15 protein-coding genes are annotated in these 14,943 nt (G+C 67.6%); 6 read left to right on the top strand and 9 right to left on the bottom strand.

The window, feature by feature from the left end:
• Nucleotides 1-25: 25 nt before the first annotated feature.
• The 4 genes from pqqC to U0034_RS17380 are packed head-to-tail and all read left to right on the top strand — an operon-like array spanning nt 26 to nt 2,931.
• On the top strand, nt 26-766 hold the full coding sequence (gene pqqC / locus U0034_RS17395; protein ID WP_085227163.1) for a pyrroloquinoline-quinone synthase PqqC: 741 nt from the start codon (nt 26-28) through the stop codon (nt 764-766).
• Entirely contained in the window at nt 763-1,035 is a 273-nt protein-coding gene (pqqD, locus tag U0034_RS17390; protein ID WP_085227161.1) for a pyrroloquinoline quinone biosynthesis peptide chaperone PqqD, read from the top strand. Before pqqC ends, pqqD begins: the two co-directional genes overlap by 4 nt.
• 4 nt (nt 1,036-1,039) lie before the next feature.
• Nucleotides 1,040-2,272 carry a pyrroloquinoline quinone biosynthesis protein PqqE gene (gene pqqE / locus U0034_RS17385; RefSeq protein ID WP_085227159.1) on the top strand — a complete coding sequence of 411 codons (1,233 nt, stop codon included), beginning with the start codon at nt 1,040-1,042 and terminating at the stop codon, nt 2,270-2,272.
• Entirely contained in the window at nt 2,269-2,931 is a 663-nt protein-coding gene (locus U0034_RS17380) for a response regulator (protein ID WP_085227157.1), read from the top strand. Before pqqE ends, U0034_RS17380 begins: the two co-directional genes overlap by 4 nt.
• Here U0034_RS17380 and U0034_RS17375 read toward each other — a convergent pair.
• Nucleotides 2,901-3,932, bottom strand: a complete 1,032-nt coding sequence (locus U0034_RS17375) for an ATP-binding protein (protein ID WP_085227155.1) — start codon at nt 3,930-3,932, stop codon at nt 2,901-2,903. The two genes, U0034_RS17380 and U0034_RS17375, sit on opposite strands and share 31 nt — an antisense overlap.
• Nucleotides 3,933-4,188: 256 nt before the next feature.
• Between U0034_RS17375 and U0034_RS17370 the strand changes: the two genes are divergently transcribed.
• Nucleotides 4,189-6,591, top strand: coding sequence for a TonB-dependent receptor (locus U0034_RS17370; RefSeq protein WP_085227153.1), 2,403 nt, complete (start codon nt 4,189-4,191; stop codon nt 6,589-6,591).
• Nucleotides 6,592-6,679: 88 nt separating this feature from the next.
• Here the strand turns inward: U0034_RS17370 and U0034_RS17365 are convergent, their stop codons facing one another.
• The 8 genes from U0034_RS17365 to U0034_RS17330 form a co-directional block, all read right to left on the bottom strand.
• Nucleotides 6,680-7,765 carry a cytochrome D1 domain-containing protein gene (locus tag U0034_RS17365; RefSeq protein ID WP_085227151.1) on the bottom strand — a complete coding sequence of 362 codons (1,086 nt, stop codon included), beginning with the start codon at nt 7,763-7,765 and terminating at the stop codon, nt 6,680-6,682.
• Between the two features lie 90 nt (nt 7,766-7,855).
• Complete coding sequence (locus U0034_RS17360; RefSeq protein ID WP_233211788.1) at nt 7,856-8,839, bottom strand: vWA domain-containing protein; 984 nt, start codon at nt 8,837-8,839, stop codon at nt 7,856-7,858.
• A complete protein-coding gene (locus tag U0034_RS17355) occupies nt 8,836-9,399 on the bottom strand; it encodes a hypothetical protein (protein ID WP_085227149.1) in 564 nt (187 codons plus the stop codon). Before U0034_RS17355 ends, U0034_RS17360 begins: the two co-directional genes overlap by 4 nt.
• Complete coding sequence (locus U0034_RS17350; protein ID WP_085227147.1) at nt 9,389-10,378, bottom strand: vWA domain-containing protein; 990 nt, start codon at nt 10,376-10,378, stop codon at nt 9,389-9,391. The genes U0034_RS17355 and U0034_RS17350 overlap by 11 nt, the downstream gene beginning before the upstream one ends.
• A complete protein-coding gene (locus U0034_RS17345) occupies nt 10,375-11,370 on the bottom strand; it encodes a hypothetical protein (protein WP_085227145.1) in 996 nt (331 codons plus the stop codon). Before U0034_RS17345 ends, U0034_RS17350 begins: the two co-directional genes overlap by 4 nt.
• Nucleotides 11,367-12,287 carry a DUF58 domain-containing protein gene (locus U0034_RS17340; RefSeq protein ID WP_085227142.1) on the bottom strand — a complete coding sequence of 307 codons (921 nt, stop codon included), beginning with the start codon at nt 12,285-12,287 and terminating at the stop codon, nt 11,367-11,369. Before U0034_RS17340 ends, U0034_RS17345 begins: the two co-directional genes overlap by 4 nt.
• 3 nt (nt 12,288-12,290) lie before the next feature.
• A complete protein-coding gene (locus U0034_RS17335; RefSeq protein WP_085227140.1) occupies nt 12,291-13,310 on the bottom strand; it encodes an AAA family ATPase in 1,020 nt (339 codons plus the stop codon).
• Between the two features lie 340 nt (nt 13,311-13,650).
• Nucleotides 13,651-13,767 (bottom strand): UDP pyrophosphate phosphatase, encoded by a 117-nt coding sequence (locus U0034_RS17330; RefSeq protein WP_199187022.1) that lies wholly within the window; start codon nt 13,765-13,767, stop codon nt 13,651-13,653.
• A gap of 146 nt (nt 13,768-13,913) precedes the next feature.
• Here U0034_RS17330 and U0034_RS17325 point away from each other — a divergent pair, with 146 nt between their 5' ends.
• Nucleotides 13,914-14,828, top strand: coding sequence for an aldose epimerase family protein (locus tag U0034_RS17325; RefSeq protein ID WP_085227138.1), 915 nt, complete (start codon nt 13,914-13,916; stop codon nt 14,826-14,828).
• Nucleotides 14,829-14,943 lie beyond the last annotated feature (115 nt).

The following is a 14,943-nucleotide window of genomic DNA, read 5'->3' as shown; positions in this document are numbered from 1 at the left end:
CTCCATACGAAGGAGACAAAGGCCGATGAACGCCAAAGACACCTACGGGACCGCGCCCGTGCGCGCCGTGGACCCCACGCTGCCCGCGTGGAGCCGGGAAGAGTTCGAAGCGCAGTTGCGCGCCAAGGGCGCCGGCTATCACATTCATCACCCGTTCAACGTCCGCATGAACAGCGGGCAGGCATCGCGCGAGCAAATTCGCGGTTGGGTGGCGAACCGGTTCTATTACCAGATCAATATCCCTATCAAGGACGCCGCGATCCTCTCAAACTGCCCCGATCGCGAGACGCGCCGCCAGTGGGTCGTGCGCATTCTCGATCACGACGGCTACGGCGACAACGCGGGCGGCATCGAGGCATGGGCGCGCCTGGGCGAAGCGGTCGGCCTCGCACGCGACGAGATCTGGTCGCTCGAGCACGTCGCGCCCGGCGTGCGGTTCGCCGTCGACGCCTACGTGAACTTCGCGCGCCGCGCGCCCTGGCAGGAAGCGGTATGCTCGTCGCTCACGGAGATGTTCGCGCCACAGATTCACAAGGATCGCCTCGCCACGTGGCCGCAGCACTACCCGTGGATCGAGCCCGAGGGGCTCACCTACTTCCGCTCGCGCATTCCGCTCGCGCAACGCGATGTCGAGCATGGTCTGAAGGTTACGCTCGACCATTTCACGCGCCGCGAGCAGCAGGAGCGCGCGCTGACCATTCTGCAGTTCAAGCTCGACATTCTCTGGTCGATGCTCGACGCCATCGAGAGAGCGTTCCCGTCATGAGCGAGCATTCATCCGATAGCGGGCGGCCACGTCTGAAGCCGCTCTTTCGCCTCCAATGGGAGCCCGCGCAAAACGCCGACGTGCTGCTCTACCCCGAAGGCATGGTCAAGCTGAACCAGAGCGCGGCCGAGATCCTGAAACGCTGCGACGGCACCCGGGATGTCGACGCGCTCGTCGCGGATCTCGAATCGGCCTTCAACGCGAGCGGTATCGGCGACGAAGTCCGCACATTCATTGCCGAGGCGCAAAGGCGCGGCTGGCTGGAGTAGCGTCATGACCGATCTATCGACTCCTCCCGCGCCGTCGGCCGCGCCCGCGCGCGAGGGCATCGCCCCGCCGCTGTGGCTGCTGGCCGAGCTCACCTACCGCTGCCCGCTGCACTGCGTGTTCTGCTACAACCCGGTCGACTATGCCGCGAACCGGCGCGAGCTCGACACGGCCCAGTGGATCGAGGTGCTGCGCGAGGCGCGCGCGCTGGGTGCGGCGCAATTGGGCTTCTCGGGCGGCGAGCCTCTTTTGCGCGACGATCTCGAGGTGCTCGTCGGCGAAGCGCGCAAACTCGGCTTCTACACGAACCTGATCACCTCGGGCATCGGTCTCACAGACAAGCGGCTCGACGATTTGAAGGCAGCCGGGCTCGACCACATCCAGCTGTCGTTCCAGGATTCGACCCAGCAGCTCAACGACTTCCTCAGCAGCACGCGCACGTTCGAGCTCAAGCGCCGCGTCGCGGCATCGATCAAGCAGCACGGCTTCCCGATGGTGATGAACTGCGTGCTCCATCGCTACAACCTGCCGCACGTCGACAAAATCATCGAAATGGCGCTCGCGATGGGTGCCGAATATCTGGAGCTCGCCAATACGCAGTACTACGGCTGGGCCTACGCGAATCGCGCCCAGCTGATGCCCACTCAGGCCCAGTTGGAGCACGCCGAAGCCATCGTCGAACGCTATCGCCAGTCGCACGGCGACAAGTGCCGGATCTTCTTCGTCGTGCCCGATTACTTCGAGCGGCGCCCGAAGCGTTGCATGAACGGCTGGGGCTCCGTGTTTCTCGGTGTGGCGCCCGACGGCACCGCGCTGCCCTGCCACGCGGCGCGCAGCCTGCCCGGGCTCGACTTTCCGAACGTGGCCGAGACGCCGCTTGCCGAGATCTGGTACGGGAGCGACGCGTTCAACCGCTTTCGCGGCCTCGATTGGATGAAGGAGCCGTGCCGCAGTTGCGAGGAGAAGACGAAGGACCTCGGCGGCTGTCGCTGCCAGGCATATATGCTCACCGGCGACGCGGCCGAGGCCGATCCCGTTTGCGACAAATCGGCCTCGCACGAGAAGATCGTGCGCGTGGTCGAGCGCGCGCACGCGCAACAGGACATGGCGAGCGCCACCGAGCAGCCGATTCTTTTCCGCAACGATGCGAACTCGCGCATGCTTGCGGCGCGTGGGCCGCAGGCAGCACCCGAGCGGGGCGGCGGCAGCGGGCCGGACGACTCCGAGGCAAGCCGGTGAACGGAGGGGGCATCAGCGTCTTGCTCGTCGACGATCACGCCGTCGTGCGCGAGGGCTACCGGCGCCTGCTCGAGCTGAGCGGCAGCCTTTCGGTATGCGGCGAAGCGGGCGATGCCTCCGAGGCTTACCAGCGCTTTTGCGCGCTTGCGCCCGACGTCGTGGTCATGGACGTCTCGCTGCCCGGCGCCAGCGGCATCGAAGCGATGCGGCGCATGCTCGCGCGCGAGCCTGACGCGCGCATACTGATCTTCAGCGTGCACGAAGACCTGCTCTTCGTGCGGCGCGCGCTCGACGCCGGCGCACTCGGCTATGTGACGAAAGCGAGCGCTCCCGATGCGCTCGTCGATGCGGTGCGCACGGTTGCGCGCGGCACCACCTACCTGAGCCCCGACATTTCGCGTTCGCTTGCGATGCGCGCGGCCGCCATCGACGGCATGCCGGGCCGCCAGCTCTCGGCGCGCGAATTCGAAGTGCTGCGCATGCTCGTGCAGGGCCTCACGCTGCCCACGATCGCCGAAAAACTGGGGCTTTCGCAAAAGACGGTGGCCAACCATCAGTCGTCGATCCGGCAAAAATTCGGCGTCGACAACGGCGTGCAGCTCGCGCAGATCGCGAACCGGCTCGGACTTCAGCTCACGGGCTCCTCAAGCCCCGCCTGAGCGGGCACCCTCGCGCACAGAACGAAACCTTCGCCTGGCCGGCTGGCGACATGAAACTCGCCGCCGAGCGCCTCGACACGCTCGCGCATGCCCACGAGGCCCAGTCCGCTGCGCGGCAGGTTCAGATCGGTCCCCGGGCCGTCGTCAGCCATCGTCACGACGATCTCGTCGGCCCCCGCGCCGCCTCCGTGCGTCTGTGGCCCACGGACGACGAAAATTTCCACGCGCGAGGCGCCCGCGAACTTCGAGACGTTCGTCAACCCTTCCTGCACGAGTCGGTAGAGCGTGATGTTGACGACCTCGCTCAAGCCCGCGAAATCCCCTTCCATCGCCAACGCGAACGACGCGTTGGGCAAGCGCTCGCGCCAGCCCTCGACGCAGTGCTCGAGCGCACTCGGCAGGCCCAGCTCGTCGAGCCCGATGGGGCGCAGGCGGCGAATCATGCCGCCGATCTGGCGGTAGACGTGCGTGGCGCTTTGCATGAGCCCGAGCGAAACGCGATGGACCTCGGGTTCCCGCCCCGCCGCGAGGTCGCGGATGCGCGCAGCGTCGAGCGAAATGGCGTTCAAGTATTGCCCGAGCTCGTCGTGCAGTTCGCGCGCGAGGTGCCGCCGCTCCTGTTCCTGGGCTTGCAGCACCTGATGACCGAGCCGGCGGTTTTCGGCGAGCAGTTGCTCGGCCTTGTGCTCGAGCATGCGCCGGTGTGCGATTTCGCGGCCGGCATCGCGATAGCGCCGCCAGGCGAACCAGGCGAGACCCGCGGCCAGCACACATAGCACGACCGGCAGTTCGTCGAGCTGGAAGCGCTCGGCACCGCGCGTCCAGCGGTAGAGATGTTCGCCGAGCTCGAAGCGCGTGGCGAGCGCGAACGTGGCAAGCGTCACCGCAACGACCCATGCGAGATCGCGCCATGCCGCACGGCGCGGTGCAAAGCCGCCCTCGGACGCTTGCGGTCGATCCGGCGGGGGCGGCCGATGCGGCAACTCCGGAGAACGGGACATGGTCTTGCGCTCGAGTGTGCTCACCCGGGCATTGTACCGGCGGCGCGCGCCAGGACGGTGCGTCGCATCGGGCGGGGAACCGTTCCCTGGCAATTCGGGAAAAGCTCCTGAGTGCGACGCGTTTTATACATGCGAAGCTTTCGATCGTGCCGTACCGGAAAAGACAGACAACGGATGGCGCTTTCGCGAAACAGGTTGTGCGCACAACTAAACATAACGAAATACGACGAAACATATCGGGCAGGAGGTGGAGACGATGAGCCGTAAGAAAAGGCGCGTGCTTCGGCCGGCATTCGGCCGGGCGGCGCGCGGGGCACTGGCGAGCCTGCCGCTCGCCGCATGGATTCCGGCACAAGCGCAAACTCCGGCGGCGGCTGCGGCGTCGGCAAGCGCGGCGACTGCGACAGCGCCCGCCGTCTCGCCCGCGGGTACACGATCCACACCACCGCCGCAGTCCGCCACCGCCGGGGAGCCGCCCGCGGCGGCAGCCGCATCGACGAGGCTCCAGCCGATCGTCGTGGTCGGCACGACACCGCTCCTCGGCATCGGCACGCCGCTCGCGCAAGTCCCCGCGAACGTGCAGACCGTACGCGCACGGGATCTGGAGCGCCAGCACCGCCAGACGCTTGCCGAGTATTTCGAAAAAAATCTGCCGAGCGTCGACATCAACGAGGCGCAGGGCAACCCGTATCAGATCGACGTCAACTACCGCGGCTTCACGGCCTCTCCGCTCGTCGGCACCCCGCAGGGCCTCTCGGTGTTCCTCGACGGGGTGCGCGTAAACGAGCCGTTCGGCGACGTGGTCAACTGGGACCTCATTCCCGAAGCGGCAATCGACCAGATGCAGTTGATTCCGGGCTCGAACCCGACCTACGGGCTCAATACGCTCGGCGGTGCGCTCGCGATCACGACGAAGAACGGCAAGACGAGCCCAGGCGGAGAAGCGGAGGTGTCTATCGGTTCCCGGGGGCGCAAGACGGCGCAGATCGAGCAAGGCGGCACGATCGGCTCGAATCTCGATTACTACTTCACCGCGAACGCGGCGAACGACAACGGCTGGGCCGATCACAACTCGAGCCGCGTACGCCAGGCATTCGGCAAGCTGCGCTATACCGATGCCGATACCACACTCTCGCTTTCGGCGGGCGGCGCCGACAACACGCTCGAAGGCTCGCAGACGCTGCCGCGTTCGTTTCTCGACAATCCGGGCCAGGCGTATACCTTTCCCGATCGCAACGAAAACAGCGTCGGCTACCTGACGCTTTCGGGCGAGCACGCCATCAACGACCATATCCAGCTGAGCGGCAACGCCTACTATCGCCATTACCGGAATCGCAACCTCAGCAGCAATACGAACGAGGAATACGGCACCGTCGATGCAACGACGGGCGACATCGACACCGTGCAAGGGACGAACGAGCGCTCCGAGGTGAGCACCGACAGCTACGGCGCGAGCCTGCAGATGACCGTGCTCGGCAACGTGGCGGGCCACGACAATCAGCTCGTCGCGGGTGTGGCCGCGGACATCGCGAATTCGCGCTATACCGCTGCGTCGCAGGACGCGTTCTTCACGGCGTCGCGCGCCACGATCGGCGTCGGCGACTTCACACAGAAAACCGATGCGAAGACGCGCAGCGCCAACTACGGCATCTACCTGAGCGATACGCTTTCGCTTACGAAACAATGGACGCTCACGCTCGCGGGCCGCTATAACTGGTCGAGCGCATCGATCGGCGACGCGAGCGGCACGCAGCCGGCGCTCGACGGACGCCATGTGTTTTCGCGCTTCAACCCGGCCGTCGGCCTGAACTGGAATCCGACCAACGCCCTGACCGTCTACGCGACCTACAACGAAGGCATGCGCGCGCCGACGGCCATCGAGCTTGCCTGCGCGGACCCGAACGCCCCGTGCTCGCTGCCGAACGACTTTCTCGCCGATCCGGCGCTCAAGCCGGTGGTTTCGAAAACGTTCGAGCTCGGCGCGCGCGGCCGACTCGGCGCGGCCACGACCTGGAGCGCCGCGGTCTACAGCACGACGCTCGTCGACGACATCCAATTCATCGGCAGCGCCGGCAGCTCGCAGGGTTACTTCCAAAACGTCGGCAAGACCCGCCGCCAGGGCGTCGAGCTGGCTGGACGCACGAAGTTCGGCCCACTGGCGGTCGGCGCGAGCTACAGCTATGTCGATGCCACCTATCGCACGAGTTGGACCGAAAACAGCGCGAGCAACTCGAGCGCCGATGCGAATGGCGACATCACGGTCAAGCGCGGCGACCATATCCCCGGCATTCCCGCGCACACGATCAAGGTGCGGTTCGATTACGACGTCACGCCGAAATGGGATATTGGCTCGAACCTGACCTATCGCAGCAGTATCTTCGCGCGCGGCGACGAGAACAACGAGGACGTGAACGGCAAGCTGGCCGGCTATTTCCTCATCGATCTCGACACGACCTACCACGTGACGAAGCAGTTGCAGGTGTTCGCGCGCGTGACGAACCTGCTCGACAAGCGCTACGCGAGCTTCGGCGTGCTCGGCTCGAACGTGTTCACGGGGCCGGGCCATACGTTCGACGGCGCGAACCCCGTCAACGAACAGTTCGTCGGCGTGGGCGCGCCGCGCGGCTTCTGGCTCGGCATGCGCTACGCGTGGAATTGACGGGAATCGAGAGAAAGTCGCGGCGACGTGAAACGAAGCAAGGCGGCGCTTGCCTGCCAGGCGCCGCAACCCAAGCCTGCCTTGCCCGTCAACGCGTCTCGATCGAACCGTCGCTGCGCGGATAGGTGACGATGCCCCACGCGAGCGGCAAGTTGCCGATCTGGCCGATCGCCGAATAGGACTCGGCATCCACGACATAAACGGCGTCCGAGCGACCGCAGGCAACCATGACCTTGCTGCCGTCGGGCGTAAAGCTGAAATGCCAGCAGCGCTGCCCCACCGGCACATCGGCCACGTGTTCGTAGCTGTGCGCATCGAACACCTGCAAGGTCTTGTCGCGCCCCGCCGCCACGAAAATCCGCTGCCCGGACGGATCGTACGCGACCCCGTACGGCCCGAGCTTCGTGTCGACCGATTTGATGACGTGAAAATCCTTCGCGTCGAGCACGACGAGCTTGTTGAGCGATTCGAGCGTGACGACGTATTCCTTGCCGTCAGGCGAGGCCTTGATGCCGCGCGGCCGCCCACCGGCCTGAACCTTGATGGTCCTGACGGGCGCGGCCGTGCCGGTCTTGTAGACCGACACCGTATCGTCGCCCTCGTTCGTCACGAGCATGAGCTTGCCGTCGCGCGAGAACTCGACGCCCTCGGTCTCGTGGCCGCTCTTCACCGAACGCACCACGCGCCACGTCTTCAGATCGACGACCGCGATCTCCGCCGGCACCTTGTTCTCGTCGTCATCGGCCCCGGCCTTGCCGGCGGGTTTGCCCGCCGGCTTGTCGGCAGGCTTGCCGCTGTCGCCTGGCTCGTAGGTCACATAGGCATAGCCGCCGTAGACGCGCACGTACTCGGGGTTCTTGCCGATCTTGACACGCTCCACGACCTTGCCCGTCTCCGTATCGATAGCCGCGAGCTCGCCCGTCGTCTTGTCTGCGACCATCAAGCGCTTGCCGTCGTCGCTCAGGCCGAGCCCGCGCGGCCCGCTCGCACCGAGAGAGAAGGTCTTCGCGAGCGTCATGTTGTCGAGGTCGATGACGCCCACGCCTGCCTTCTCGCTCGTGACATAGGCAAGCGGCGCCGCCGACGACGCGGCCGCGCACACAGCGAGCACCGCGCCGAGGGCCAACGCACGAGGCCGCCAATGCCGCCTCGTTCCGATTCGAGTCTCCTGCATATCGTTCGTTCTCCGTTGTGAGCGTCCGTTGTGACCGTCCGTTGTGACCGTGATTGCGCGCCGCCGCACCATTACGTTGCCGGTGCCTCTTCAAGGTAGCCCATTGCGCGTTTCGCTGGCAACGGGTGCGGCCGGGAGGAATTCCCGAATCGCGCGGGCGCGGCGCGGCCGGCGCAAGGCAGGCAGATAGCGCCACGCGAGCAGCGCGAGCGCAAGGAGTGCCGGGATCCAGCGCACGTCGGTGGGCACCGCCATCCTGCGTGCATAGCGGGCGTTTCCCAGCGCCTCGGCGATCGAGGCCGGCCCGAGCAGGCGGCGATAGCCGAAGCCGATGCGTGCCGCGAGGTTCGCGAGATATTGCCCACGCAGCGCGGAAAGCTCCTCGTGGCTCTCGCTGCCGGCCGGTTCGCGCGCAGCGGGCGGAATCTGCACGACGTCGGAAGCGCTCCAGTAGCCGCGCCGATCGCCGTTTTCGTCGGTTCTCGGAATCGGCGCCGGCTCGTCGCCGCCGACACCGATGAGCCAGCCGCCCACGCCCGGCACCGCAATGTCGCGCTCCGGCGCATTCGACGGCAGGAGCGGCGGCGCCTCCTGCCCGTCCGTCACGAAGACGACCGCCGTGCCCTGCCCGATCTCGTGCGCCACGCGCACGGCCGAATACACGCCGCCTTCCGCGATGCGGCTCCAGTTGGTCCAGCGCATACGGCCGTCGATGCCCTCGAGCGAGGCAATCAGCGCATCGAAGTTGCGGCAGACCTCGATCGGCGGAACCAGCACGAGCGTGCTCTGCCCCGTGAAGATGCTCCATCCGATTTTCGAGCCGCAAGGCAGGCTTGCGAGCGCCTCGCGCATCGATGCCTTGGCGAACGCGAGGCGGCTTGCCGGCGCGCCGTCGAGCGTCACGTCCTCCGTATCCATGCTCTGGGTGATGTCGAGCGTCACGAGGTAGCTGAACGTGTCGCGCGAAAGCGGTACCGGCGGCAGCACGAGCGAGGCGGCGAGCAGCGCCAGCGCCGCGGCGAGCGCCCAGTGGCGTGTCGCCGCGAAGTGCCGCAGGCGCGCGCGCCGCGTCATGGCAGATCCTCGCTCTTCGCGCCGCGCAACTTGATGTTGCGCTTCGTCGTCCCGTTCGCCTCGTCCGCGTCGCCGGCAAGTTCGGGCACGAGACGCAGCGCACGCTCCAGGTTGTAGCGCGCATCCCAATCGTCCGGGGCGACGCGCAGCAAGGCGCGGTAACGGGCTTTGGCCTGCTCGATCATCGGCACCGAGCGCACGAGCGCCGCTTCGTTGCCTGCGCCCTGGCGCAGATACAGATTGCCGAGATCGAAGAGCGCGGCCCGGCCAATCTCGTCCAATGGACCGCCCGCGATCAGCGCTTCGTAACGCCGCCCCGCTTCGCCGTACTGGCCGCTCGCCGCGAGCGCGACGGCCTGCGCGAGTGCCACGGGTCGAGGCAATGCATCGATGCGCGGCGCGGCACCGGCCGAGACGGCAACGGTACGGGCGGACGATGCCGCGGCGAGCGCATCGCTGATGCGGCTCGCGCGCACAAGGCTCACGGCCTCGTAAGCGGCGAGAACCGCGCAAACGCACGCGACGGCGGCGAATCCAACATGAACGGTCTTACGCCTCATACCAGCCTCGCACCTGAACCATGCGCACGGCCACGAGCGCGGCGCAGCAGGCGAGCGCCACCGCGAAGCACCACGGGCTGCGATCCTGCCGCGGCAGCCGCTCGACGAACGTGATCGGAAAACGCTGCTGCCGGTTGATCTCGCTCATCGCCGCGGACATCGTGTTCGCGTCGCGCGCCTCGAAGAGTCGGTAAGGGGTATGCAGCGTCAGAAAGAAGCGATGAAGGTCCGCCTCGGGGGAGGCGTCGCCGGCGCGCACGGCCGCATCGAGCGCGGCGCTGTAGACGCTGCTGCGCAGGTAAATGAAGTAGAGCGCGATGCGATTGCGCGCGAGCCCCTCGGCGATCCGCTCGCGCTCGGCCGCATCGAGCCGCGCGCCACCATCTGAAACCATGACGATCGCACGATGCGCACTCGCGTCGCGCCCGTCGAATTGCGCGATCGCCGCGATCAACCCTCGACCGAGCTGCGTATCGGGCATACCGCGGCCAATCGCGGTACCCGCGATCGCGTCTTGGATGACGGCATGATCGTACGTGAACGGCATCGCAAGAACGGGGCTGATGCCGAACAACATGAAGGCGAAGCGATCGTTCGGGCGGGCGTCGACGAACGCGGCGAGCGCCTCGCGCGCGATCTTGTTCTTGGAGTCGCCACCGGTGTTGACGCCTCGGCTCGCCATGACGCCCGACATGCTGCCGCTGCGATCCATGAGCACGAGCACTTCCGCGCCATGGCCCGTGCGCCGCGCCTCGAGATGCGCATTGCCCGGCCCTGCGAGCCCGACGACGATCGCCGCCATTGCAAGCGCGGCCGCCGCGCGCGCCGCCCGGTCCAGCATACGTCCGAACCGATCCGGCGGAAGCAATGCCGACCATGAAAACGGCAGCGCGTCGTCGCGTCGCGGCACGAACGGCAGCAGCGCGAGCGGCAACAACAGCAACATCCACGGCGTGGCGAAATCGATGGACATGCTCATCGGTGCCGCCTCCTCTCCGCGCGATAAAGCGTGCGCGCAAAGGCGACGAGCGCTTCGCCGGCATCGTCGCCGGCATGCCCGGGGGCCGAGCCTTCGGGTGTGCCGCTCCGGCCCACGGCGAAAAAACGCTCGTCGGAACGCACGTAGAACTGTTCGATCTCCGCACGCAGCGGTTCGAGCCATGGCTCGCGTGCAAAAAGCGACGGTAACGAGCGATGGTGGACGACGCGGCCGGCAGTCTCGTCGAGAGCGCGATGAACGATGCGCCACAGCACGTCCGCATCGGTATGCACGCCGCCCCCCGCTGGGCCGCCGACACCACCGCGAGCCCCGCCCCGATCGGCCCCGAGCCGCTCGATGCGCCGCCACGCGCGCGCGAAAGGCAGCTGTGCGGCTTCCCGCCGATTGCGCCAGCCCCACCAGCCCAGCCACGCCGCCAGCGTTGCGCCCAATGCGCCGAGCGCGAGCGCGAGCCGCCGCGCGATCGGCCGGACATCCAGCGGCGGCGGGCCGCGATCGGGCCGCATGGCGGGAAGCCCCGGGCCTGCCGCGCCGTCGGGCACGAGCGGCCCCACGCTGATCGGCCATTCGGGCACCGAGAGCACGTCGCCCGCCCTCGTACGCAACAAAAGAGCGGGAAGCGCGAGCTGCGTGAGCCCACGCGGCGCATTCGTGACCTGATAGTCGACGATCATCCAGCGGCGCTTCAGCGCATCGGTTTCGATGCGCGCGGGACGGCGCTCGAGCCACACGCCCACGCGCCCGCTCGACGGCGCCGCGACGTCGGCGAAATCGCGCCCCGCCGCATGCAACAGCACGCGCTGCGTGAGCACGTCGCCAATCGTATGGCCGAACGCGCGCGGTTCGTCGACGAACGCGACTGGCGGCGCACCCGCGGCCGCGCACCCGCATACGGCATATGCAAGCGCCGCAACGCCGAGCAAGGCTGCCGCGCCCGTTCTTGCCGCCGATCCGCCCCGGCCGGCGCTCATGCCGTCTGCTCCAGAAAGTAGCGGGAGAGCGCATCGGCATCGAACTCGCCCTCGACGTAAAACGGCCTCATGCCTCGTCGGCCGAAAAGCGTGTCGAGAGCCATGCGCCGCTTCGCCACCGCCGCCCGCCAGTTGGCGCGCACGCGCTCGGAGAGCCAAAGCGTGCGGCGCGCCCCCGATTCGAGATCGTGCACGGCGAGCAACGAGCCGGCTCGCGGCGGCTCCAGCTCGGCGCGATCCCATACGACGATCGGTACGACGCACGCATGCGAGAGTGCGTCGAGCACGGACGGCAGCGTGTCGAGCGGCCAGTGAAAGTCGGAGGCGATGAAAACGAGCCCGCCGCGGCCCGCCAGCTTCGCAAGCGCGCGCGCAAGGCCGTGTGCGCCATGCGCGCCGTCGCGGGCATGGCGACGGGCACGGACAGGAGCGTCGACGCGAGCGCCGCGCAGCATGGCCGCCATCAGATCGCCGCCGCCGCGGCCGACGCGCGGCGGCATGAACAGGTCCTCGCGCTCGTCGGTGTCGAAGGCCGACATGCCGACGCGATCGCCCGAGCGAAACGCACTGTAGCCGAGTGCCTCGACGAAATCGGCCACCACATCGAGCTTCGAGCGGGCCGTCCCTGCGCCGGCCGTACCTGTACAGGCCGTACCGAAATACATCGACGGCGAAACGTCGACCACCACCTGCACGGGCACGGCCACGCGCTGCTGCTGCAGGCGCACGAGCCATTCGCGGCGCGGCGAGGCCACACTCGCGCGCAGATCGAGCCGGCGCGGGTCGGGATAGTCGACGAGGCGCGCGTGCATGGCGAACATCTGCCCCGCCCCGAAGCTCGTGCCGGGGTGCGAGCCGGGCCGGAAGCCGCTCGCGCGTCCGGGCAGCCGATAGTGAATCTCGCGCGGTCCGTTCATGCGTCAGGGCACCGCGAGCCGCGCGACGATCTCGTCGAGCAGCGCCTGAGCGATTTCGTGCCGGCGCAGCTCGTACACGGGCGTGAAAAAGATGCGATGGCCCAGCGCGGCGGGCAAAACGGCATGAATGTCCTCGGGGCTCACGTGCGAGCGGCCCCCGAGCCAGGCGCTGACGCGGGCGGCACGCATGAGCGAGCTCATGCCGCGCGGGCTCGCGCCGGCCAACACGAGCCGTTCCATGTCGACGCCGTCGAGCGCAATGCCGAAACGGTGCGGCGTCTCGGTGGCCTGCCAGATATCGAGGACGTAGCCCTCGATCGCCTCGCTCGCCCCGATGCCGCGCTGGATTGCCGCGCCGGCGTCGTTGAGCCGGTCCCAGGCGACCACGCCGGGGCGTACTTCGGCAACGAGCGCGTCGACGTCGTGATAGGCCGTATCGAACACGAGCGAGCGTCTCGCCTCGCGATCGGTCGGCACCGGCATGTTCAGCTCGAACAAAAAGCGGTCGCGCGCGGCCGACGCGAGCTCGAACGTTTCCTCCTTCTCGACCTTGTTGCGGTCGGCGAACACGGTCATGTGCGCGAACCGGTACTCGCGATCGAAGGCCGATACCGAGCGTTCGGCCATGGCGCGCAACAACAGCGATTGCACTTGCGGCCGCGCCCGGTTGATCTCGTTGAAGAAGAACGTGGTGAGCCGCTCGCCGTGGCGCAGCAGCGGGCCGGGGTCGATCCGCGGCCGCCCCTCCGCATCGACATACGTGTGATAGACGAGATCGCCCGGCATCAGATCGATCGTGCCTTCCACGCGCTCGAAGTCGCCGCCGACCGCGCGCGCGAATGCGCGCAGGATCGTCGTCTTGCCCACGCCCACGCCCCCTTCGAGCAGCACGTGTCCGCGCGCGAAGAGCGCCACGTTGATCAAGCGGATCGTCTGCCGCTGGCCGATCACGACCTTGCCGACCTCGTCTTCGAGGCGCAAGGCGTTGCCGCGCCAGTCCTGAAGCTCTTCGCCCAATGCCATCGATCGATTCCCCTCGGCCACGTGCCGCGCGGCTTGCAGGGCAGGCGGAAAGCACGGTCCATGCCGGGGCAATAACGACCGCGGCAGCCATGGCCGCGCGAGGTATCGTCGGCGTGCGGCTGCGGGCGATGTCACGCCCGAGCGGGACAAACTGTCACGAGATTCGAACGGGAAACTCCGAGCGCGCCCGGCGGGGCCTGTTCATGCCGACCCGGACCGGCGCGCCGCGATCGACACATGCCCTCGCGGGGCTGGCCGTGGAAGGCAAGCGCGAACAAGGCAGAGCCGGTGGCCCTGTGCAAGGCAAAACGGGGAGGCGCGCCGGGCGGCTGCGCCGCGCTCAGCGCCCGATCCGATAGAAGAAAAGCGCCGTGCTGCCGGCGAACATGCCGAACATCGCGAGCGCCATTGCCATGGCGAGATCCATGCCCACTCCGGTGACGTGCGACGCGGCCAATGCCGCGCGAACGGTGGATTATGGCGAAGCGCGAACGTCGGCCAAAGTCGAGATTTCCCGATCAAGGGTTTTTCCCGAGCCGATACGCGGGCAAAATCACGGCTTGGCGCAACGGGCGCCCACTCGTCACTGCTAACGGTCCATCCATGACGCTATTCCAGAACCAAGACATCGTAGAACTGGCCCTCGACGATTCGCTGATCCGCCTCGCACCGCAGTTCGGTGCACGGCTGCTCTCGTGGAGCGTCGGCACGGAACCCATCATCTTCTGGCCCGACGAGGCCGACTGGAGCCGGCCTGCCCACGTGCGCGGCGGCAATCCCCTGCTTTTCCCGTTCCTCGCGCGCCATCGCGTGGACGGCCGTCTCGGCGAGTGGCGCGACGCGAGCGGCGTCGTGCGGCCCTTGCCGATGCACGGCTTCGCGCGCGATCTGCCGTTCGAGCCCGCGCTCGATGCCGACGGCCGCGGCATCCGCATGACGCTCGTCGATACGGAGGCCACGCGCGAGCAATATCCGTTCGGCTTCCGTTTCGAGGCAGCCTACCGCCTCGTGGACGCGCGCACGCTCGAGGTGACGCTCACGACCTCGAACACCGGCAGCGAACCATTGCCCTATTACGCCGGCCACCATTTCTATTTCGCCCTGCCGCACACGCTGCGCGCACAGACAACGCTCGCGCTGCCGCCCACCGAGCGCCGCCGCCAGCTCGAAGACGGCTCGATCAGCGCGCCAGAACCGGGCGAGGCGCATTACACGCTCGACGAAGCGCGCATCCACGACCGTTTCCACTGCCTGCAAAGCGTTCCGTCCGCGCCGGTGACGATCGAATGCCCGCCGCTTGGCCGACGCATCGAGATCGACCTGCAACGCGCGGGCTCGGTGCCGTGGTACGCGGTGACGACCTGGACCGAAAAGGAAACATCGGACTTCTACTGCGTCGAACCGTGGCTCGGTTTGCCCGATGCCATCCACAACGGCCTGGGCCTGCGCTGGCTCGCGCCGGGCCGCACCGAAACGGCGGCGCTGCGCATCCACGTGGCGCATACGGTCGAAGCCTGAAAACCGGAGCCCGGGACAGCGAGCCGGCGGTGCAGGAGCCTGCGCCTTCAGCCGTTACAATCGGGCCCGGCGCCGGCCGTGCCGGGCGCTGGTGCATGCAATAAAGTCGAAACGA

Source organism: Trinickia caryophylli (assembly GCF_034424545.1).
GTDB lineage: Bacteria > Pseudomonadota > Gammaproteobacteria > Burkholderiales > Burkholderiaceae > Trinickia > Trinickia caryophylli.
The sequence above is the reverse complement of the archived record's forward strand: the minus strand, read 5'-3'. Positions and strand labels throughout refer to the sequence as shown.